Source organism: Burkholderia multivorans ATCC BAA-247 (assembly GCF_000959525.1).
Classification (GTDB): Bacteria; Pseudomonadota; Gammaproteobacteria; order Burkholderiales; family Burkholderiaceae; genus Burkholderia; species Burkholderia multivorans.
Map to the genome: position 1 here is coordinate 1,586,079 of NZ_CP009832.1, position 20,291 is coordinate 1,606,369.

The 20,291-nt window shown below is 70.0% G+C and carries 19 protein-coding genes; 13 read left to right on the top strand and 6 right to left on the bottom strand.

All coding sequences use genetic code 11. The features are described 5' to 3' along the window. Positions 1-64 precede the first annotated feature (64 nt). Positions 65-979: a LysR family transcriptional regulator gene (locus NP80_RS19805; protein WP_006405002.1), complete on the bottom strand. Its 915-nt coding sequence runs from the start codon at positions 977-979 to the stop codon at positions 65-67. 120 nt (positions 980-1,099) lie between these two features. On the opposite strand from NP80_RS19805, the gene NP80_RS19810 reads away from it, so the two are divergent. From NP80_RS19810 to NP80_RS19845, 8 genes are all read left to right on the top strand, one after another. Further along, positions 1,100-2,347 (top strand): YbfB/YjiJ family MFS transporter, encoded by a 1,248-nt coding sequence (locus tag NP80_RS19810; protein ID WP_172488735.1) that lies wholly within the window; start codon positions 1,100-1,102, stop codon positions 2,345-2,347. 98 nt (positions 2,348-2,445) lie between these two features. Then, positions 2,446-2,982 (top strand): NUDIX domain-containing protein, encoded by a 537-nt coding sequence (locus NP80_RS19815; RefSeq protein ID WP_035488324.1) that lies wholly within the window; start codon positions 2,446-2,448, stop codon positions 2,980-2,982. A 50-nt stretch (positions 2,983-3,032) separates the two neighbouring features. Further along, complete coding sequence (locus tag NP80_RS19820) at positions 3,033-3,470, top strand: acyl-CoA thioesterase (RefSeq protein WP_006405000.1); 438 nt, start codon at positions 3,033-3,035, stop codon at positions 3,468-3,470. Between the two features lie 11 nt (positions 3,471-3,481). Next, on the top strand, positions 3,482-4,417 hold the full coding sequence (locus NP80_RS19825) for a branched-chain amino acid ABC transporter permease (RefSeq protein ID WP_006411431.1): 936 nt from the start codon (positions 3,482-3,484) through the stop codon (positions 4,415-4,417). Beyond that, a complete protein-coding gene (locus tag NP80_RS19830; RefSeq protein ID WP_045594101.1) occupies positions 4,410-5,630 on the top strand; it encodes a branched-chain amino acid ABC transporter permease in 1,221 nt (406 codons plus the stop codon). The genes NP80_RS19825 and NP80_RS19830 overlap by 8 nt, the downstream gene beginning before the upstream one ends. Then, on the top strand, positions 5,627-6,379 hold the full coding sequence (locus tag NP80_RS19835; RefSeq protein ID WP_006404997.1) for an ABC transporter ATP-binding protein: 753 nt from the start codon (positions 5,627-5,629) through the stop codon (positions 6,377-6,379). The genes NP80_RS19830 and NP80_RS19835 overlap by 4 nt, the downstream gene beginning before the upstream one ends. Then, entirely contained in the window at positions 6,376-7,080 is a 705-nt protein-coding gene (locus NP80_RS19840; RefSeq protein ID WP_006402140.1) for an ABC transporter ATP-binding protein, read from the top strand. Before NP80_RS19835 ends, NP80_RS19840 begins: the two co-directional genes overlap by 4 nt. Before the next feature lie 157 nt (positions 7,081-7,237). Continuing rightward, positions 7,238-7,984, top strand: a complete 747-nt coding sequence (locus NP80_RS19845) for a glucose 1-dehydrogenase (protein ID WP_035947886.1) — start codon at positions 7,238-7,240, stop codon at positions 7,982-7,984. Positions 7,985-8,043: 59 nt separating this feature from the next. On the opposite strand, the gene NP80_RS19850 is transcribed toward NP80_RS19845, so the two are convergent. Genes NP80_RS19850 through NP80_RS19870 form a run of 5 tightly spaced genes read right to left on the bottom strand, consistent with a single transcriptional unit; the run spans position 8,044 to position 14,315 of the window. Next, entirely contained in the window at positions 8,044-8,538 is a 495-nt protein-coding gene (locus tag NP80_RS19850) for a heme-degrading domain-containing protein (RefSeq protein WP_035947896.1), read from the bottom strand. Positions 8,539-8,591: 53 nt separating this feature from the next. Beyond that, positions 8,592-9,410, bottom strand: a complete 819-nt coding sequence (iolB, locus tag NP80_RS19855) for a 5-deoxy-glucuronate isomerase (protein ID WP_006411428.1) — start codon at positions 9,408-9,410, stop codon at positions 8,592-8,594. 29 nt (positions 9,411-9,439) lie between these two features. Further along, the gene (gene iolE, locus NP80_RS19860; RefSeq protein ID WP_006411424.1) at positions 9,440-10,369 is read right to left on the bottom strand and encodes a myo-inosose-2 dehydratase; all 930 of its coding nucleotides are present in this window, start codon (positions 10,367-10,369) and stop codon (positions 9,440-9,442) included. Between the two features lie 59 nt (positions 10,370-10,428). After that, positions 10,429-12,312 (bottom strand): 3D-(3,5/4)-trihydroxycyclohexane-1,2-dione acylhydrolase (decyclizing), encoded by a 1,884-nt coding sequence (gene iolD / locus NP80_RS19865; RefSeq protein WP_035947888.1) that lies wholly within the window; start codon positions 12,310-12,312, stop codon positions 10,429-10,431. A 47-nt stretch (positions 12,313-12,359) separates the two neighbouring features. Further along, entirely contained in the window at positions 12,360-14,315 is a 1,956-nt protein-coding gene (locus NP80_RS19870) for a bifunctional 5-dehydro-2-deoxygluconokinase/5-dehydro-2-deoxyphosphogluconate aldolase (protein WP_035947891.1), read from the bottom strand. A 306-nt stretch (positions 14,316-14,621) separates the two neighbouring features. Between NP80_RS19870 and NP80_RS19875 the strand changes: the two genes are divergently transcribed. The 5 genes from NP80_RS19875 to iolG all read left to right on the top strand — a co-directional run bounded on the left by NP80_RS19875 (position 14,622) and on the right by iolG (position 20,271). Further along, on the top strand, positions 14,622-15,548 hold the full coding sequence (locus tag NP80_RS19875) for a sugar ABC transporter substrate-binding protein (RefSeq protein WP_035947894.1): 927 nt from the start codon (positions 14,622-14,624) through the stop codon (positions 15,546-15,548). A gap of 68 nt (positions 15,549-15,616) precedes the next feature. Further along, on the top strand, positions 15,617-17,191 hold the full coding sequence (locus NP80_RS19880; protein ID WP_006402132.1) for a sugar ABC transporter ATP-binding protein: 1,575 nt from the start codon (positions 15,617-15,619) through the stop codon (positions 17,189-17,191). A gap of 27 nt (positions 17,192-17,218) precedes the next feature. Further along, positions 17,219-18,244, top strand: a complete 1,026-nt coding sequence (locus NP80_RS19885) for an ABC transporter permease (protein ID WP_006402131.1) — start codon at positions 17,219-17,221, stop codon at positions 18,242-18,244. A 37-nt stretch (positions 18,245-18,281) separates the two neighbouring features. Next, the gene (locus NP80_RS19890) at positions 18,282-19,193 is read left to right on the top strand and encodes a sugar phosphate isomerase/epimerase family protein (RefSeq protein ID WP_006411435.1); all 912 of its coding nucleotides are present in this window, start codon (positions 18,282-18,284) and stop codon (positions 19,191-19,193) included. 64 nt (positions 19,194-19,257) lie between these two features. Then, the gene (gene iolG / locus NP80_RS19895) at positions 19,258-20,271 is read left to right on the top strand and encodes a bifunctional inositol 2-dehydrogenase/D-chiro-inositol 1-dehydrogenase (protein WP_006411432.1); all 1,014 of its coding nucleotides are present in this window, start codon (positions 19,258-19,260) and stop codon (positions 20,269-20,271) included. The last annotated feature ends 20 nt before the right edge of the window (positions 20,272-20,291 follow it).

The window sequence follows — 20,291 nt, forward strand, 5'->3', positions numbered from 1 at the left end:
GTCGAGCGGCCCGGCGAGCAGCGCGGCGCACCAACGGTGAACCGCCCGGCGAGTGTCGCTCGCGTTACGCCGCTATCGTGGCCGCACGTTTGTCGCCGTCGGCTGCGGTCGGCGCGGCATCGGTCAACGCGTCGCGCAACGCGGCGAGGGCAGCCGATTCATAGCCGTGCCGCCACGCGAGCAGCGTATCGATCGCGCCGAATCCGGCAATCGCGTGTTGCGCGACGTTGTCCGTCTCCGGCTGCAGGTCGAGCACCGAGCGCGGGGCGACCGCGATGCCGGCACCGGCCGCGACGCACGCGACGATCGCGTGATACGAGCCGAGCTCCAGCACGCGCGCGGGCTTCAGCCCGTATTCGGCATACCACTGCTCGACGTACTTCCGGTACGTACAGCCGCGTTCGAACGCGATCAGCGTCGGCAGGATCACGTCGCGCGGCGTGCGCACCGGCGGATGGCCGCGCGGCGTGAGCAGCACGAGTTCCTCGCGGAACACCGGCACGGTCTCGAACGTGTCGGGCAGCGTGTCGGGCGCGGGCGGCCGCGCGAACAGCGCGGCGTCGACGTCGAACTCGCGCACGCGGTCGATCAGCCAGCCCGTCGTGCCCGTGACGAGTTCGAGCGACACGTCCGGCCAGGCATGGTGATAGCGCGCGAGCACGGCCGGCAGCCGGCTCGCGGCCGTGCTTTCCATCGTGCCGAGCCGCAGCCGGCCGCGCGGCGTGTCCTCGCGCACCGCATCGCGCGCTTCGTCGGCCAGCGCGAGCAGCCGCTCCGCATACGGGAGCAACGTGCGGCCGGCCGGCGTCAGCACGAGCCGGCGGCCGTCGCGCACGAACAGCGCCGCGCCGAGTTCCTCCTCGAGCTGCTTGATGCGCGTGGTCACGTTCGACTGCACGCGATTGAGCTTGGCCGCCGCGCGCGTCACGCCGTTCTCGCGCACGACCGCGCGGAAAATCGCCAGCGCCGCCAGATCCATGATTCTCTCCCTGCGATGGGTGGATTCTGAATTATTCATTTTTCGAGAATGATCGGTCAAGCTACGATGGCGTCATCCGATTTCCGTGTCGGCCGGCGTGTCGCGCCGGTCCATTGCGCCATGTCCCGTTCCGATGCGTCGTCCGCCGCCGTCCACCCGCATGCGTCGCGTGACGCCGATCGCCGTGCGCGCGCGGCGGCGCTCGCCTGCATGGTCGGACTCGCGGTCGCGCTCGGCGTCGGCCGGTTCGCGTTCACGCCGCTGCTGCCGCTGATGCTCGCCGACGGCTCGCTCGGGCTCGAAGCCGGCAGCTGGCTCGCGTCGGCGAACTATGCGGGGTATTTCGTCGGCGCGGTCAGCTGCGCGGCGCTGCGCGTGCCGCCCGCGCGGATGGTGCGCGTCGGGCTCGCCGCCACGGTGCTGCTGACGGCCGCGATGGGCGTCGGTCATCTGCTGCCGGTCTGGCTCGCGGTGCGCTTCGTCGCCGGCGTCGTCAGCGCGTGGACGTTCGTGTTCGTGTCGCAGTGGGGGCTGCGGCGGCTCGCCGAGCTCCATGCGCCCGCGTGGAGCGGCGTCATCTATGCGGGGCCGGGCGCCGGCATCGTGCTGACCGGGCTGATCGGCAGCGCGCTCGCGGGCCATCGCGCGACGCTCGGCTGGCTCGGCTTCGCGGCGCTGTCGGCAGGGCTGTCCGCTGCGATCTGGCGCACTTTCGGCACCGCCTCGGCGGCCGCGCCGGCACCGGCCGCCGGCACGGCGGCGCACGCGGCGGCGGCGACGCCGGCCGCGGTCCACGACGCGCGCCGCGCGCGGGTCGACGCCGGCTGGCTGATCGTGCTGTACGGGATGCCGGGCTTCGGCTACATCATCACGGCGACGTTTCTGCCCGTGATCGCGCGCGCTGCGCTGCCGGCCGGCTCGCCGTGGCCCGACCTGTTCTGGCCGATGTTCGGCGCGGCGCTGATCGTCGGCGCAATTGCGGCCGCGCGGCTGCCCGCGCACTGGGACAACCGGCTGCTGCTGGCCGGCGGCTGTGCGATGCAGGCGCTCGGGATCGCGGCCGGCATCGTATGGCCGAACACGGCCGGCTTCGCGATCGGCAGCGCGCTGCTCGGGTTGCCGTTCACCGCGATCACGCTGTTCGCGATGCGCGAGGCGCGGCGTCTGCACGGCGAGCGCGCGGCGGGGCTGATGGGCTATGCGACCGCCTCGTACGGAATCGGGCAGATTCTCGGCCCGCTCGTCGCGGCGCCGCTGACCGCGCGCTTCGGATCGTTCTCGCCCGCGCTGTGGGTCGCGGCGGCCGCGCTGCTCGCCGGCGCGGCCGGTTTCGCCGCGACCGCCGCCGCCGCGCGCGTGCGCCGCTGACGACGATGGGGCCGGATCGGCAGCGCGGCCGGCAAACTCGCTAGAATGAGGCCTTTCCCGTGCCGAGCGGCGCCGTGCGGCGCCGTCATGTCCTGCCGATGACCACTGCCGACTACCGTTTCTGCCCGCGCTGCGCGAGCCCGCTGATCGAACGCGCCGATCCCGACCACGAGGGCGGCCGCCTGCGCCAGGCGTGTCCCGACGATGCATGCGGCTACGTGCACTGGAACAATCCGCTGCCGGTGGTTGCCGCGATCGTCGAGCTCGACGGCAAGATCCTGCTCGCGCGCAACGCGGCCTGGCCGGAAGGGATGTTCGCGCTGATCACCGGCTTCCTCGAGCACGGCGAAACGCCCGAGGACGGCATCGCGCGCGAAGTGCGCGAGGAAACCGGGCTGAACGCCGAGCAGATCGCGCTGGTCGGCGTCTACGAATTCATCCGCAAGAACGAGCTGATCATCGCGTATCACGTGCGCGCGTCGGGCACCGTCACGCTGTCGCCGGAGCTGCTCGAATACCGGCTCGTCGATCCGCCGCTGCTGCGCCCGTGGCGCGCGGGCACCGGCTACGCGCTCGCCGACTGGATGCGTGCGCGCGGCCTCGATTTCCAGTTCGTCGACCGTCCCGGTCAATGACCGCCGCGTACGCGGCCCCGTTCCCCGTCACCGTTCCGATCGCCATCGCCATGTCCGACAAGCCGCAGCCGCGTCCGCGCGACGCGTATCGCCATTTCCTGCCGATCACGACCCGCTGGATGGACAACGACGTCTACGGGCACGTGAACAACGTCGTCTACTACAGCTACTTCGACACGGTCGTCAACGCGTACCTGATCGGCGCGGGCGTGCTCGACGTCGAGCGCAGCCAGACGATCGGCCTCGTCGTCGAGACGCAGTGCAACTATTTCGCGCCGCTCGTGTTTCCGCAGGCCGTCGATGCGGGGCTGCGCGTCGCGAAGCTCGGCACGTCGAGCGTGCGCTACGAGATCGGGCTGTTCGCGGCCGGCGAGGCCGCGCCCGCCGCGCAGGGGCACTTCGTGCACGTCTACGTCGATCGCGGCACGCGCCGCCCGGTGCCGCTACCCGACGCGCTGCGCGCCGCGCTCGAGCCGCTCGCGGCCTGACGGGTCGCGCGGTGCACGCATTCGCGCTCCAGGCGTTCAACGGCCTCAGCTACGGCTTGCTGCTGTTCATGCTGTCGGCCGGCCTCACGCTGATCTTCAGCGTGCAGGGCGTGCTCAACTTCGCCCATGCGAGCTTCTACATGCTCGGCGCATACGTCGGCTACAGCATCGCGCTGCGTGCGGGCTTCTGGCCGGCGCTCGTGCTCGCGCCGCTCGCGGTCGGCGCGCTCGGCGCGGCATGCGAGCGCACGCTGCTGCGCCGCGTGCAGGCGCGCGGCCATACCGGCGAACTGCTGCTGACTTTCGGGCTGGCCTATCTGATCGGCGAGGTCGCCAAGCTCGCGTGGGGGCTCGCGCCGCTGCCCGCGCCGGTGCCCGCGTCGTTCGAGGGCGCACCCGTGACCGTGTTCGGGCTCGCGCTGCCGCGCTATCGGCTGTTCATGATGACGATGTCGGCGGCGATGCTGATCGCGCTCGGCGCGCTGCTGCGTACGTCGCGGCTCGGGCTCGTCGTGCGCGCGGCGCTCACGCATCGCGCGGCCGTCGAGGCGCTCGGCTACGACGTGCCGCGGCTGATGACGCTGCTGTTCGGCGCCGGCACCGCGCTTGCCGCGCTGGCCGGCGTGATCGGCGCGCCGCTTGCCGTGATCGAGCCCGCGCTCGCGGAGACGGTCGGCTCGGTCGTGTTCGCCGTCGTCGTGATCGGCGGGCTCGGCTCGCTCGGCGGCGCGTTCGTCGCGTCGCTCGCGGTCGGCTTCGCCCAGACGTTCGCCGCGTCGAGCGACGTCACGCTGCGCACGCTCGCGCAAGCGGCCGGCATTGCGCTGCCGGACGGCGTCGCGGCCGTATCGATCGCGCAGCTGGCGCCGCTGGTGCCGTACCTGCTGCTCGTCGCGGTGCTGGTCGCGCGGCCGCGCGGATTGTTCGGCGAGCGTGCCGATGCGTAGCGGCGGCACGTTCGCGGCGTTCGTGCGCTGGGTGCTGTTCGCAGGCTGCCTCGTGCTGCCCGCGTGGCTGTGGCCGCAGGGCGCCGTGCTCGGCTACCTCGCGCAGACGGCATCGCTCGTCGTGCTCGCACTGTCGTACAACCTGCAGCTCGGCACGACCGGGCTGCTGTCGTTCGGCCATGCCGCGTTTGCGGGGCTCGGCGCGTTCGCGGCCGCGCACTGGTTCAACCGCTTCGGCGGCCCGCTGCCGCTGCTGCCGCTCGTCGGCGGCGCGGCCGGCGCAGGCTTCGGCTTCGTCGCCGGGCTGCTCGCGACGCGTCGCGCGGGCACCGCGTTCGCGATGATCACGCTCGGCCTCGGCGAGTGCGTGGCAGCGGCCGCGTGGAGCGTGCCGGCATGGTTCGGCGGGATCGGCGGCGTGCCGATCGATCGCGCGAGCGGCACACCGTGGGGCGGCTGGCAATTCGGCGCACCGGCGCAGGCGTATGCGGTGATTGCCGCATGGTGCATCGCCTCCGCGCTTGCGATGCGCGCGCTGACACGCACGCCGCTTGCGCGGCTCGCGAACGCGGTGCGCGACAACCCGGCGCGCGTCGCGGCGCTCGGCACCGATCCGCGCCGCGTGCGGCTCGCGATGGTCACGTGCGCCTCGTTCTTCGCCGGCATTGCCGGCACGCTGACGCTGATCGACGTCGAGATCGCGACGCCCGACAGCGTATCGATGGCGCGTTCCGCCAGCGTGCTGATTGCTGCCGTGATCGGCGGCAGCGGCGCGTTCTTCGGGCCCGCGGCCGGCGCGGCGGTGCTGACCGCGCTGAGCGTCGTCGTTGCGGGCATGTCGCGCGCGTGGGCGCTCTACCTCGGCGTGCTGTTCGTCGCGGTCGTCGTTGCCGCGCCGCGCGGGCTCGCGGGGCTCGTCGACGCGCTCGCGCACGCGCTGCGTCGCGGCGCATCGGCGAGCGAGCGCTGGCGGCTGCTGTGCGCGTTCGGCGCGTGCGTGTTCTGGGGCATCGCGCTCGTCGCCGCGGCCGAACTCGGCTATGCGTGGCGCTTCGCGCAGGACGACGGCCCGGGCGCCGCGTTCGGCGCATGGCGGATCGACGCCGATACGCCGGTCGGCTGGGCCGTTGCCGCTTCGGCGGCCGCCATCGGCATGCTGCTGTGGGGCTGGCGCGCGCGCTTCGCGCGTGCCGACGCGGAGCGGCGGCGATGAGCGGCACCGCAGTCGCGCTGCGCGGGATCGTGCTGCGCTTCGGCGCGCGGACGGTGCTCGACGGCATCGACCTCGACGTCGCGGCCGGCGAGCGTCATGCATTGATCGGCCCGAACGGCGCCGGCAAGTCGACGCTGTTCAACGTCATCGGCGGCGCGCTGCGGCCGACGCGCGGGCGCGTGATGCTGCACGGCGTCGAGTTGCGCGGCCGCGGGCCCGTGATCGCGAGCCGGCTCGGCGTCGGCCGCAGTTTTCAGCAGACGAGCGCGTTCGCGCGCCTGAGCGTGTTCGACAATCTGCGCTGCGCGGCGCTGCATGCGCCCGCCGAGCGGCGGCGCTGGTGGAACCGGCTGCGCGAATCGGCGTCGGTCGATCGCGCGGCGGCGCGCGTGATGGAGGACGTCGGCCTCGAGGCACGGCGCGACACGCCGGCCGCCGACCTCGCCTACGCCGAGCAGCGCGCACTCGATCTCGGCATCGCGCTGGCGAGCGGCGCGCGCACGCTGCTGCTCGACGAGCCGACGGCCGGCATGAATCGCGACCAGGCCGCGCGCATGATCGCGCTGATCCGCGCGACCACGCTGGGGCGCACGGTGTTGATGATCGAGCACGACATGGACGCGGTGTTCGGCTTCGCGGAACGCGTCACGGTGCTCGTGCGCGGTGCGATCGTCGCGACCGGCGCACCGGATGCGATCCGCGCGGATGCGGCCGTGCGCGCCGCGTATCTCGGCGAGGGCACCCGATGAGCGCGCTGCTCGACGTTCGCGCGCTGCGCGCATGGTACGGACATCAGCCGGTGCTCGACGGCATCGACCTCGCGCTCGCGCCGGGCGAGACGCTTGCGCTGCTCGGACGCAACGGCGCCGGCCGCTCGACGCTCGCGAAGGCCGTGATGGGACTCGTGCGCACGAGCGGCTCGGTGCGCGTCGCGGGCGTCGAATGCGTGGGCGCGCGCACCTTCGACATCGCGCGTCGCGGCGTCGCCTATGTTGCCGAAAGCCGCGACGTATTTCCGCTGCTCAGCGTGCGCGACAACCTGCTGCTCGGGCTGCGCGGCGTTGGCCGGGCGGCCGCGCGCGCGGAACTCGACCGGCTGTTCGCGCGCTTTCCGCTGCTGGCTGCACGCGCCGACGTGAAGGCAGCGCGGTTGTCGGGCGGCGAACAACAGGTGCTCGCCCTCGTGCGTGCGCTCGCCGGCCGCCCGCGCGTGCTGATCGTCGACGAACCGGCCGAGGGGCTCGCGCCGCTTGCCGTCGACGAAGTGCGTGCGTGCCTCGCCGCGCTGCAGGCGGACGGCGTCGCGATCCTGCTGATCGAGCAGCGGCTGCAGCTTGCGCCGCGGCTTGCGCATCGCGTCGCGGTGATGGGGCGCGGCACGATCGTCTACGACGGCGCGCTCGACGGCCTCGGCGACGACACCGTGCGCGCCTGGCTCGGCACCGGCTGAGCGCCGGCCGATTGTTCGGCTGGCCGCGCCACACAATTCGCAGCGAGCCGCTTTATCGCCGCGGACCGAACCGCCAACATGCATGACAACGCCGGTTCGCCGCGCAGTCGGCAGCCGGTGCCCCTTCATCGTCAAATTTTCGAAAAGGTATCCGATCATGAGCAAGCTGGCAGACAAGGTCGCGATCGTCACGGGCGCTTCGAAAGGCATCGGCGCGGCGATTGCAAAGGCGCTGGCCGCCGAAGGCGCGGCGGTCGTCGTCAACTACGCGAGCAGCAAGGCGGGCGCGGATGCGGTCGTGAGCGCGATCGTCGAAGCGGGCGGGCGCGCGATCGCGGTGGGCGGCGACGTGTCGAAGGCGGCCGACGCGCAGCGCATCGTCGACACGGCGATCGAGACGTACGGCCGTCTCGACGTACTCGTGAACAATTCCGGCATCTACGAGTTCGCGCCGATCGAGGCGATTACCGAAGAGCACTACCGCAAGCAGTTCGATACGAACGTGTTCGGCCTGCTGCTGACGACGCAGGCGGCCGCCAGGCATCTCGGCGAAGGCGCGAGCATCATCAACATCAGCTCGGCGATCACGAGCATGGTGCCGCCGGCGAGCGCCGTCTACAGCGGCACGAAGGGCGCGGTCGACGCGATCACCGGTGTGCTCGCGAACGAACTCGCACCGCGCAAGATTCGCGTGAACGCGATCAACCCGGGATTGGTCGTGACCGAAGGCACGCATACGACGGGCATCATCGGTTCGGACCTCGAAAAGCAGGTGCTCGCCGAAACGCCGCTGGGCCGTCACGGCGCGCCGGACGACATCGCATCGGTCGCGGTGTTCCTTGCGTCGAACGACGCGCGCTGGCTGACTGGCGAGCATCTGGTCGCGAGCGGCGGGCTGCGCTGAGCGGCCGCGCGGCGCGCGCGCGAATGCAATCGTGCGCCGCTATGTGTCGCGACGCATCGTTACGCGCCGCTCGCGCGTGCGTGCGCACCGACGTGCCAGCGCAGGCTCTCGACGGCGAGCGCGTGATTGCGTTCGGCGTCGAGACCCGCGATCGCGAGCGCGCCGACGAGCCGCGCACCGGCGATCCGCAACGGCACGCCGCCGCCGTCGAGCGCATAGTCGTCGTCCGACAGCCCGAGCGACTGCAGCGACTGGCCGGTGCGCCGGAACGTCGCGCCGACGGCGCGCGAACTGAGCGCGAAGCGCAGCACCGTGTTTTGCCGGCGGCGGATCGCCTCGCAGTCCGCCGCGCCGCTGCCGTCGAGCGCGCAGTAGAACAGCGGCGCATGCGTGCCGACGATGCCGACCGCGATCGGCTGCCCGCGGCGCCGGGCGAGGTTGGTCGCGATTTCGCCGAGCCGGCGTGCGACGTCCGCGTTGAAGCACGGCAGCGTCACGTCGGCCGCGTCGTCGTCGAACGGCGCGGGTTCGCGGTGCGTAAACGGCATTCCCATCGCGGCCTCCGTAGCGGTGCGGTTGCGTGGCCGGCGCAGGCGCGGCGTCGCGCTCAGCGGGCCGGTGTCGCGTCGAGCATCCATTCGTGTGCGGGATCGTTCTTGAACGCCCACGCACGGCTCGGTCCGGCCATCACGTTCAGGTAGTACAGGTTGTAGCCGTGCGGCGCGACGACCGGGTGATAGCCGCGCGGCACCATCACGACGTCGTGGTTCTCGACCGCGCAGGCTTCGTCGAGGCTGCGGTCGTCCGTGTACACGCGCTGGAAAGCGAAGCCCTGCGGCGGATCGATGCGGTGGTAGTACGTTTCCTCGAGCGACGTCTCGTCCGGCGCCGCGTCGCGGTCGTGCTTGTGCGGCGGATAGCTGCTCGAATGGCTCGCTGGCGTGACGACCTCGACGACGAGCAGTCGATCCGCGGCCGGGTTGTCGCCCATCAGGATGTCGCAGACGTAGCGCGTATTGGTGCCCTGGCCGCGCACCGTGCGCCGCATCCGTTCGCCGTCGAGGCGCAGCACGCGCTTGTCGCCGCTCGCATACGGCGCCGTGCAGAGCGCGACTTCGGCATCGCGCGTCGCGACCAGCGTGACGGTCTTGCCGCCCGGCACGTAGAGCGCGTCGGGCGACACGGGTTCGAATACGCTGTCGCGCTTGCCGAGCGCGTCGTACGTGTCGTCGTCGACTTCGGCGCGCACGGTGCCGGTCAGCACGACGACGCAGAGTTCGCGCGTGCCGGTGTCGAGCGTTTCCGCGTCGCCGGCCTTCAGGCGTAGCGCGCGAAAGCCGACATGCTGCCAGCCCGCGGATTCGGGCGTGACGTTGCAGATTTCGCGGCCGGCGGCGGCCTTGATCAAGAGGGGTGAAATCGTCATCGGATCGGGCTCCGCAATGAGGTGGCGGGTTACGCGCTCAGCTTGTCGACGATCGCGCGCAGCGACTCGTAACCCTTCTTCGCATACTGATAGCTCGGCGCGACGGCCGGATCCTGCTCGGCCTCGACGACGAGCCAGCCTTCGTAGCCGGCGTCCTTCAGCGTGCGCAGCGTCGCGTCGTAGTCGAGCGCGCCGTCGCCCGGCACCGTGAAGGTGCCGTTGATCACGCCGTTCAGGAAGCTCCAGCCGGCGTTGCGCGCCTGCGTGACGACCTGCGGGCGCACGTCCTTGCAGTGCACGTGCACGACGCGCGAGACGTGCTTCCTCAGCAGCGCGACCGGATCGGCCGCGCCGCCGAAATACGCATGACCGGTGTCGAACAGCAGGAACACCTTCGCCGGATCGGTCAGCGCCATCAGGCGGTCGACGTCGTCCGGCGATTCGACGTACGCGCCCATGTGGTGGTGATACGCGAGCTTGATCCCGTACGTGTCGAGCAGATGCGCGCCGAACGCGTCGAGGCGCGCCGCATAGCGTCGCCATGCTGCGTCATCGACGAAGCGCGGGCGCTTCGCGACCGGCGTATCGATGCGGCCCTGGATCGTGCCTGCGCATTCGCCGTAGACGACGACCTTCACGTCGTTGTACTGCAGCTTCGTCATGTGCGCGCGGCAGCGCTCGATTTCGGCCGCGACGGCGTCGGCGTCGGTCATTCCGGGCGCGACTTCGGCGAGAAAGCCGGAATACCAGCCCGACACGCACACGAGCCCGAACTCGGCGAGCTTCGCCTTCAGCTCGGGGCCCGTCTTCGGAAACTTGTTGCCGAGCTCGAAGCCCGCGTAGCCGATTTCGGCGCCTTCCTTGAGCGCCGTCTCGAGCGGCGTTTCGCCGCCGAGCGACGGCAGGTCGTCGTTCATCCACGACAGGGGATTGATACCGATGCGAACGTTCCAGCTCATGACGGGCTTCCTTGGTTCCGTTGTTGTCGTCGTCGTCGTCGTGTGGGCAGGGCGCGTGCCTAGCGCCGCTGCCGCGTCTTGTCGTCGAGATAGCGGCGGTGCGCGCGTTCGACGTCGGGCCGCGCGGACACCTGCGGCACCGCGACTTCCCACCACGCGCCGCCGTCGTCGGTCGTGCGGCGGTGCGTCGTGTCGATCACGAGCACCTGGCTCTTCGCGGCCGCGCGCGCACGCGCCATCTCGCGGCGCAGCTCGCCGACGTCGCGCACGTGCACGGCCTCGGCGCCCATCGAACGCGCATGCATCGCGAAGTCGATCGTCGAGCGTTCGCCGCCTTCGGGCACGCAGTCGTCGAGCATGTTGTTGAAGCTCGCGCCGCCGCAGTTCAGCTGCAGCCGCTCGATGCAGCCGTAGCCGCGGTTGTCGAGGATCACGACGATGATCTTGCGGCCGAGCATCACCGAGGTCGCGAGCTCCGCGTTGAGCATCATGTACGACCCGTCGCCGACGATCACGATCACTTCGCGCTCGGGCCGCGCGAGCTTCGCGCCGAGGCCGCCGGCCACCTCGTAGCCCATGCACGAATACGCGTAGTCCATGTGATAGTTGCCGGGCAGGCCGCTGCGCCAGAGCTTGTGCAGTTCGGCCGGCAGCGTGCCGGCCGCGCACACGACCAGATCGTCGCGCGCGCTGTCGCGTCCGGCGTCCGCCGCGGAGTCGCGCACGGCGCCGATCACTTCCGCGTCGTACGGCAGCGTGTCGGTGGGCACGCGCGTGGTCAGCTCGGCGACGCGCGCGTTCCACGCGGCCGCCTGATCGCGGTTCGCCGCCGTCCATGCCGGATCGGCCTGCCATCCGGCAAGCGCGGCCGACAGCTGGCCGAGCCCCGTGCGCGCATCGGCGACGAGCTGCCGGCCGCGCTTCTTGCCCGCATCGAACGGCTGCACGTTCAGGCTCAGCAGCGTGGCCTGGCCGAACAGTGCATGCGAGCCGGTCGTGAAATCCTGCAGCCGCGTGCCGACCGCGAACACGACGTCGGCCTGCGCGGCCGCGCGGTTTGCAGCAGGCGAGCCCGTCACGCCGATCGACCCGAGATTCAGCGGATGATCCCACGCGAGACTGCCCTTGCCGGCCTGCGATTCGGCGACCGGCACGCCGTGCGTGTCGGCGAACGTGCGCAGCGCGTCCCACGCCTGGCTGTACAGCACGCCGCCGCCGGCGACGATCAGCGGCTTTTTCGCGGCCTTCAGCACGTCGAGCGCATCGGCGAGCTCGAGCGCGTCGGCCGGCGGCCGCCGCATGCGGATCAGCGGCGGGGCGAAGAAATCCTCGGGCCAGTCGTACGCGAAGGTCTGCACGTCCTGCGGCAGCGCGAGGCAGACGGGGCCGCATTGCGCGGGATCGGTCATCACCTGGATCGCGCGCGGCAGCGCGACGAGCAGCTGCTCGGGCGACGTGATGCGGTCGAAGTAGCGCGTGACGGGGCGGAAACAGTCGTTCGCGCTGACGTCGCCCTGTTCGAAATCCTCGATCTGCTGCAGCACGGGATCGGGCAGCCGCGACACGAACACGTCGCCGGGCAGCAGCAGCAGCGGCAGCCGGCCGACGTGCGCGAGCGCCGCCGACGTCAGCATGTTGGTCGCGCCGGGGCCGATGCTCGACGTCACGGCCATCATCCGCTGCCGGAAGTTCGCTTTCGCGAACGCGATGGCCGCATTGGCCATCCCTTGCTCGTTGTGCGCACGCAAGGTCGGCAGCCGGTCCTGTTCGGCATGCAGCGCTTCGCCGAGCCCGGCCACGTTGCCGTGCCCGAAGATCGCGAACACGCCGCCGCAGTACGGCAGGATGTCGGTACGGCCGTCCGGCTGGACGACTTCGGCGCGCAGCGCGGCCAGGTAGCGCACGAGCGCCTGGCTGACGGTCAGTCTCACGGTAGGGGTCATCGTCTGTCGGTCAAGGAGTGTCGGTTCGGACATCGCGGCGGCGGGCCTCATGCGGCCGCGGCGCGCGCGGCCGCGCGGCGGCCGAGCCAGGCGTCGACGAGCTGCGCGAAATTGCCGGCGACCTCGTCGATCAGCGCCTGATCGTCGATGCGGCCGGCGAGCCATTGCAGCGACGCGTCGGCCCACAGCGTGCGGCCGACCATGAAGCCCTTCACGATCGGGTTGGTCGCCGCGCGGAAACTGTCGACGAGGTACTGCAGCGGCTGGTTCAGCCCGAGGATCACGGCGCCGCGGCAATGGCGGTCGCGTTCGGCGACGAGCGCCTCGAGCCGCGCCCAGCCGTCGGCGCTCATCGGCGCGAGCTTCCACCATTCGGGCATCACGCCGAGGTTGTAGAAGCGCGCGACGGTGCGCAGCACCGCATCGTCCTCGGTGCCGGCCGGCGTCACCGCGCGCGGCGGAATGATCTCGAGCAGCAGTTCGTTGCCGGTCGCGCGCGTCGCTTCCCAGAGTTCGAGCACGCGCTGCTCCTGCGCGACGCGCAGCTCGGCGTCGTCGTCCGGGTGATAGTGGACGAGGCATTTGACGACCTGCTCGGTCGGCCAGTGCACGAGCGCGGTGCCGACCGAGCGCGTGTCGTCGAAGCAGAGCGGCCGCGAGCCGGGCAGCTCGACCGGCCGGCCGACCCACCAGCCGCGTCCGGTCGCCGACGCGAGCGCGTCGCGCCCGTACGCGCCGCCGTCGATCAGCACGCCGACGTGGCCTTCGATATGGCGCTCGCGCTCGACCTGCTCGGCGGCGCGCACGAGCAGCCGCTTCAGCGTCTTGATCCGCGCTTCGTCGGCGCCGGCCTGTACCGCGAGCTCGTAGAACTGGCTGCGATGGTCGAACGCCATCACGCAGAGATCGTCCCATTCGCGGCGCGGCACCGTCACGCGATGCAGATGCGCGAGCATACGGTCCGCATCGACCTGCGGATTGCGGCTGCCGCCGAACCAGTGCGCGAGTTCGGCCGGCGTCGGCATGGCCGCCGAACAGGCGTGGCGCGACACGACGATCGCGCCGCAGGCGTTCGCGATGCGCGTCGATTCGGCCCAGTCGCGGCCGCGCAGCAGGCCGGACAGCAGGCCTGACAGGAACGCGTCGCCGGCGCCGAGCACGTTCAGCACCTCGACGCGTTCGCCGGCGAAGGTCGGCGCATCATCGATGCGCGCCGGAATGTCGCGCTCGATCACGCAGCAGCCGAGCGCGCCGCGCTTGACGACGAGCACCGCATCGCTCACGCGGCGCACGGCTTCGAGCGACGCGATCAGGTCGTGCGGCACGCCGCCCGCGATCAGGAACTCCTCTTCGGTGCCGACCAGCAGGTCGAACTCGCCGAGCACCTGCTGCAGCTGCTGCGTGACCTGCGCATCGGGCACGTAGCGGTTCTCGCCCGCACCGCGCGGCGTGAGCCCCCAGAGCACGGGCCGATAGTCGATGTCGAGAATCCGCACGACGCCGTGGCGGCGCGCGTAGCCGAGCGCGGTCAGCGACGCTTCGCGCGTGCCGGGCGTCGACAGATGCGTGCCGGTGATCGCAAGCGCGCGGCAGCGCGCGATGAAGTCCTCGCGGATCTCGTCCGCGCGCACGGCCATGTCGGCGCAGTTCTCGCGCACGAACAGCAGCGGAAACGTGTCGCGATCCTTGAGCCCGAGCAGCACCAGCGCCGTCAGCCGTTCCGGGTCGGTCTGCAGCTGGCTCGTGTCGCACCCTTCGCGCTCGAGCGTTTCGCGTACGAAGCGGCCCATCTGCTCGTCGCCGACGCGCGAGATCATCGCGGTCTTGAGCCCGAGCCGCGCGACGCCGAACGCGACGTTGCCCGACGAGCCGCCGAGATACATCTGGAACGTGCGCGCGTCCTCGAGACGGCTGCCGTACTGCTGCGCGTAAAGATCCACGGCGACGCGGCCGAGGCAGGCGAGATCGATGGGGCGGTCACTCGGAAAGTTCAACGGGCTCATAGACGGTTCACGCTCGCGGCCGGCGTTCGGCGATGCCGGCGGTTAAGAGGGACCGAGGCTGCGACCGGCGCGCCGCGCGCGTACCGCACGACGCGACGCCGCCCGCCGCAAGCCATCGGGCTACGGACGCAGTCTAGGCTTTTTGGAAATCCAGTTCCCTAGGTGAAATCACGTAGAAATAAATTTCCAAAATTTCGACGAAGTGATCTACAGTTTCATCCGGATGCTTCAGTCCGTATCGGACTCGGCCCGGCGGCGCGCAACGCGCCGTTTTCCGCCCCCCGGAGATGAGGAGACAGAGTGATCATGAAGACCAAGCTGATGGCCGTCGCGGCCGCCGCGATGCTGGCGATGCCGCTCGCGCATGCCGAGAAGATCGGCGTCACGATGGCGTCGTTCGACGACACGTTTCTGACGATCCTGCGCAACAGCATCGCCGACGCGGCCAAGAAGGACGGCGCGACCGTGCAGATCGAGGATGCCGGCAACGACGTCGGCAAGCAGTTGAGCCAGGTCCAGAACATGATCGCGCAGAAGGTCGACGCGATCATCGTGAACGCGGTCGACACCGACGCGACGCCGAAGATCACGAAGATGGTGACGGCCGCGAAGATTCCGCTCGTCTACGTGAACCGCAAGCCGGTCGATTTCGACAAGCTGCCGGCCGGCGTCGCGGTCGTCGCGTCCGACGAGAAGCAGTCGGGCACGCTGCAGGCGCGCCAGGTCTGCAAGCTGCTGGGCGGCAAGGGCGATCTCCTGGTGCTGATGGGCGAGCTGTCGAACGAGTCGGCGCGCGCGCGCACCAAGGACATCGAGGACGTGATCGCGACGAAGGACTGCGCCGGGATGCGCATCGTCGACAAGCGCGAAGGCAAGTGGAGCCGCACGCAGGGCCAGGACATCACGATGAACTGGCTCAGCTCCGGGATGAAGTTCGACGCGATCGTGTCGAACAACGACGAAATGGCGATCGGCGCGATCAACGCCTTGAAGGCCGCGCGCAAGTGGACGCCGAAGACGATCGTCGCGGGCATCGACGCGACGCCGGACGGGCTCGCGTCGATGAAGAGCGGCGAGCTGAAGGTGTCGGTGTACCAGAACGCGTCCGGGCAGGGCACGCAAGCCGTCGCGGCCGCGCTGAAGCTCGCGAAGAAGCAGAACGTCGACCGCTACGTGAACGTGCCGTTCGAGCTCGTCACGCCCGACAACATGAACCAGTACGCGAAGCACTGACCGGGTTTTCCGCTGAATTGCGCGGGCCCGGCGCGTCCGGGACCGCGTGCGACTTTCGAGGAACGTCCATGTTTACAGCCAGGATGGCGCGCCCGATGGCCAGCGACGGCGCGCCGGCCGCTTCGTTCGCCGCACCCGGTTCGTCCGGCGCGCCGGCGTCCGATTGCCTGCTCGAGGTGCGCGGCGTCGGCAAGTCGTTTCCGGGCGTCGTCGCGCTCGACGGCGTGCAGTTTCGCGTGCGCCGCGGCACGGTCCACGCCCTGATGGGCGAGAACGGCGCCGGCAAGTCGACGCTGATGAAGATCATCGCCGGCGTCTATACGCCCGATTGCGGCGAGATCCTGCTCAAGGGCGAGCCCGTCGTACTGAACGGCCCGCTCGACGCGCTCGATCGCGGCATCGCGATGATCCATCAGGAACTGAACCTGATGCCGTACATGACGGTCGCGGAGAACATCTGGATTCGCCGCGAGCCGAAGAACCGCTTCGGGCTGATCGACCATGCGCAGTTGCGGCGGCGCACGGCCGCGCTGTTCGAGCGGCTGTCGATCGACATCGATCCGGACGCCGACGTGCGCACGCTGACCGTCGCGAGCCGGCAGATGGTCGAAATCGCGAAGGCCGTGTCGTTCGACTCCGACGTGCTGATCATGGACGAGCCGACGTCCGCACTCACCGACAAGGAAGTCACGCACCTGTTCCGGATCATCCGGCAGCTGCGCGAGCAGGGCAAGGGCATCGTCTACATCACGCACAAGATGAACGAGCTGTTCGAGATCGCCGACGAGTTCTCGGTGTTTCGCGACGGCAAGTACATCGGCACGCACGCGTCGTCGGACGTCACGCGCGACGACATCATCCGCATGATGGTCGGCCGCGAGATCACGCAGATGTTTCCGAAGGAGGACGTACCGATCGGCGACGTCGTGCTGTCGGTGCGCAATCTCGGCGTGGAGGGCGTGTTCCGCGACGTGAGCTTCGATCTGCGCGCGGGCGAGATTCTCGGCGTCGCGGGCCTCGTCGGCTCGGGCCGCTCGAACGTGGCCGAGGCGCTGTTCGGCGTCGTGCCCGCGACCTCGGGCGAGATCCTGATCGACGGCAAGCCGGTGCGGATCTCGACGCCCGCGCAGGCGATGAAGCACGGGATGGCATTCCTGACCGAGGACCGCAAGGACACCGGCTGCTTCCTGAATCTCGATCTGCTCGCGAACATGGAAGCGGCCGTGCTCAGCCGCCGCTACGTGAAGTTCAATTTCGTGCGGCATGCGCAGCTGAAGCGCGACTGCGAGGCAATGAGCCGGACGCTGCGCGTGAAGGCGCCCGGGCTGCACGAGGAAATCCAGAACCTGTCCGGCGGCAATCAGCAGAAGGTGCTGATCGGCCGCTGGCTGCTCACGCAGCCGCGCATCCTGATCCTCGACGAGCCGACGCGCGGCATCGACGTCGGCGCGAAGGCCGAGATCCACCGGCTCGTCAGCGCACTGGCGGGCAAGGGCGTCGCGGTGCTGATGATCTCGTCGGAGATGCCGGAAGTGCTCGGCATGAGCGATCGCGTGATGGTGATGCACGAAGGGCGCATGACCGGCATCGTCGATCGCAAGGACGCCGACCAGGTCCGCATCATGGATCTCGCGTCGCGCTGAGCCGCAACAAGCATGGAGACAACTGAAATGGGCAACCTCAATCCGGTCGCGGACGCGCAGTCCATGACGATCAAGACGCGGCACGCGAAGTGGCCGCCCGAGCTGAGCATCTTTCTCGTGCTGGTCGGCATCAGCCTGTTCTTCGAGGCGATCGGCTGGCTCGTCGTCGGCCAGAGCTTCCTGTTCAACGCCGAGCGGCTCGAGATCATCGTGCTGCAGATGGCCGTGATCGGCATCATCGCGGTCGGCGTGAACCTCGTGATCATCACGAGCGGGATCGACCTGTCGTCCGGATCGGTCGTCGCGGCGGCCGCGGTCGTCTCGGCGAGCCTCGCGCAGGTGTCCGACTTTCCGCGCGCGGTGTTTCCGCATCTGACCGACCTGCCCGTGATCTGGCCGGTGCTGGCGGGCGTCTGCGTCGGGCTGCTGGTCGGGCTGCTGAACGGCTCGCTGATCGCGCTCACCGGCATCCCGCCGTTCATCGCGACGCTCGGCACGATGGTCGCCGCGCGCGGCTTCGCGAAGTGGTTCACGAACGGCATGCCGGTGTCGATGCTGACCGACCAGTTCGCGGCGATCGGCGCGGGCGCGAACCCCGTGATCATCTTCCTCGTGATCGCGGCGATCTTCCACGTCGTGCTGCGCTACACGCGCTTCGGCAAGTACACGTATGCGATCGGCGCGAACCGCCATGCGGCGATCGTGTCGGGCATCAACGTGACGCGCCATCTCGTGCTCGTCTATGCAATTGCCGGGCTGCTGAGCGGGATCGCCGGCACCGTGACGGCCGCGCGCGCGATCTCGGGCCAGTCGGGGATGGGCGTGATGTACGAGCTCGACGCGATCGCGGCCGTCGTGATCGGCGGCACGTCGCTGTCGGGCGGCCTCGGCCGCGTGACGGGCACCGTGATCGGCGTGCTGATCCTCGGCGTGATGACGTCGGGCTTCACGTTCATCCGGATCGACGCGTACTACCAGGAGATGGTCAAGGGCGCGATCATCGTCGCGGCCGTGATCGCCGACCAGTACCGCAACAAGAAGAAGCGCCGCTGAGCGCGACGATTCCACTGCACATCGCACGAACATCGCCATGAAGATCGCACTCGACCCGTACATGATTCGCCACCTGCCGCTCGATCGGCTGCCGCACGCAGTCGCCGAGCTCGGTTACGACCAGATCGAGCTGTCGCCGCGCAGCGACTTCCTCGACTGGTGGGTGATGCCGCGCGCGACGCGCGAGCGGATGGCCGCGTTCCGCCGCGCGCTGCGCGCGAGCGGTGTCGGACTCGCGTCGCTGCAGCCGATGTACCGCTGGGCGAGCCCGTTCGAAGACGAGCGGCAGTGGGCCGTGCGCTGCTGGAAGAAGGCGATCGAGGTCGCGCTCGAAATGGAGTGCACGCTGATGGTGTCGGAGTTCGGGCGCGGCGCGTCGCCCGAACGCTCGGTCGGCGAGCGGCCGGGCGCGAACCCGAAGGAGCTCTGCGAAGCCGCGTGGTTCCGCTCGATGGACGCGCTGCTGCCCGTGCTCGAGCGCGAGCGCATCGTGCTGTCGGTCGAGCCGCATCCGGAGGACTGGATCGAGCAGCTGCAGCCGGCGATCGACATCGTCACGAACATCGGTTCGCCGTCGCTGAAGCTGTCGTACATCGCGCCGCATACGTTCTACTACGGCGACGACATGGCCGCGATGATCGCGCAGGCCGCGCCGATCCTCGCGCACGTGCGCGTGGCCGACACGTTCGACCACCGCAAGAGCAGCCAGCTGCGCTACATCGTGAACCCGCCGGGCTCGAACCAGATCCGCGTGCACCAGCATCTGGACATCGGGCAGGGCGAGATCGACTGGGACGTGTTCTTCCGCGCACTCGCCGATGCGGGCTTCGACGGCGTGATGTCGTCGTGCGTGTTCGCGTGGGAGGACCGTGCGGAAGCCTCCTCGCGCTACATGCGCGAGACGATCCAGCGCTACGTCGACCGCCATTTCGATCGCGCGGCGCGCTGAAACGATTCGATGGACCGACGGCGCGGCACGCGCCCGCCGATAACGAACGACTGGAGATACCCTGATGACCTTGCAAATCGGCGTGATCGGCTGCGGCGCGATCGGCCAGGACCATATTCGCAGGCTGATGCGCACGCTGTCCGGCGCGCGCGTCGTCGCCGTCAACGACATCGATCCGCAGCAGGCGCGCGATGCGGTGACGCACTACGCGCCCGACGCGGAGATCTACGCGGACGGCCGCGACCTGATCGCGGCCGCCGACGTGCAGGCCGTGCTCGTCACGTCGTGGGGGCCGACGCACGAGGCCTTCGTGCTCGACGCGATCGCGCACGGCAAGCCCGTGTTCTGCGAGAAGCCGCTCGCGGTGACGGCCGAGGGCTGCATGCGGATCGTCGAAGCGGAACTCGCGCATGGCTCGCGGCTCGTGCAGGTCGGCTTCATGCGGCCGTACGACGAAGGTTATCGCGCGCTCAAGCGCGTGATCGACAGCGGCCAGATCGGCGCACCGTTGATGCTGCATTGCGCGCACCGCAACCAGTCGGTCGGCGAGCGCTACACGACGGACATGGCGATCACCGACACGCTGATCCACGAACTCGACGTGCTGCGCTGGTTGCTCGGCGAGGACTACGTGAGCGCGCAGGTCGTCTATCCGAAGAAGACGCGCCACGCGAGCACGCATCTCGCCGATCCGCAGATCGTGCTGCTCGAAACGGTGAGCGGCGTGCGCATCGACGTCGAGATCTTCGTGAACTGCCAGTACGGGTACGACATCCAGTGCGAGGTGGTCGGCGAGAACGGGATCGCGAAGCTGCCCGATCCGCCGGCCGTCGGGCTCAAGCATCTGGCGCGGCAGTCGGTCGAGATCATGACCGACTGGAAGGAGCGCTTCATCGCATCGTACGACGTCGAGCTGCAGGCGTTCATCGACGGCGTGCGCCGGCAGGCACTCACGGGCCCGTCCGCATGGGACGGCTATGCGGCCGCGGTCGCGGCCGACGCCTGCGTGCGCGCGCAGAAGAGCGGGGCGGTCGAGCCGATCGCGATCGCCGAACGTCCCGCGTTCTATCGCGCTTGAGGCCAACCGCTTCCGGGAAT

Coding starts and splice junctions, on each gene's coding strand:
- iolB (WP_006411428.1), bottom strand. CDS start 9,410: ATGACGATTTCACCCCTCTTGATCAAGGCCGCCGCCGGCCGCGAAATC.
- NP80_RS19845 (WP_035947886.1), top strand. CDS start 7,238: ATGAGCAAGCTGGCAGACAAGGTCGCGATCGTCACGGGCGCTTCGAAA.
- NP80_RS19815 (WP_035488324.1), top strand. CDS start 2,446: ATGACCACTGCCGACTACCGTTTCTGCCCGCGCTGCGCGAGCCCGCTG.
- NP80_RS19850 (WP_035947896.1), bottom strand. CDS start 8,538: ATGGGAATGCCGTTTACGCACCGCGAACCCGCGCCGTTCGACGACGAC.
- NP80_RS19840 (WP_006402140.1), top strand. CDS start 6,376: ATGAGCGCGCTGCTCGACGTTCGCGCGCTGCGCGCATGGTACGGACAT.
- NP80_RS19805 (WP_006405002.1), bottom strand. CDS start 979: ATGGATCTGGCGGCGCTGGCGATTTTCCGCGCGGTCGTGCGCGAGAAC.
- iolG (WP_006411432.1), top strand. CDS start 19,258: ATGACCTTGCAAATCGGCGTGATCGGCTGCGGCGCGATCGGCCAGGAC.
- iolE (WP_006411424.1), bottom strand. CDS start 10,369: ATGAGCTGGAACGTTCGCATCGGTATCAATCCCCTGTCGTGGATGAAC.
- NP80_RS19810 (WP_172488735.1), top strand. CDS start 1,100: ATGTCCCGTTCCGATGCGTCGTCCGCCGCCGTCCACCCGCATGCGTCG.
- NP80_RS19830 (WP_045594101.1), top strand. CDS start 4,410: ATGCGTAGCGGCGGCACGTTCGCGGCGTTCGTGCGCTGGGTGCTGTTC.
- NP80_RS19875 (WP_035947894.1), top strand. CDS start 14,622: ATGAAGACCAAGCTGATGGCCGTCGCGGCCGCCGCGATGCTGGCGATG.
- NP80_RS19880 (WP_006402132.1), top strand. CDS start 15,617: ATGTTTACAGCCAGGATGGCGCGCCCGATGGCCAGCGACGGCGCGCCG.
- NP80_RS19835 (WP_006404997.1), top strand. CDS start 5,627: ATGAGCGGCACCGCAGTCGCGCTGCGCGGGATCGTGCTGCGCTTCGGC.
- iolD (WP_035947888.1), bottom strand. CDS start 12,312: ATGACCCCTACCGTGAGACTGACCGTCAGCCAGGCGCTCGTGCGCTAC.
- NP80_RS19885 (WP_006402131.1), top strand. CDS start 17,219: ATGGGCAACCTCAATCCGGTCGCGGACGCGCAGTCCATGACGATCAAG.
- NP80_RS19890 (WP_006411435.1), top strand. CDS start 18,282: ATGAAGATCGCACTCGACCCGTACATGATTCGCCACCTGCCGCTCGAT.
- NP80_RS19870 (WP_035947891.1), bottom strand. CDS start 14,315: ATGAGCCCGTTGAACTTTCCGAGTGACCGCCCCATCGATCTCGCCTGC.
- NP80_RS19820 (WP_006405000.1), top strand. CDS start 3,033: ATGTCCGACAAGCCGCAGCCGCGTCCGCGCGACGCGTATCGCCATTTC.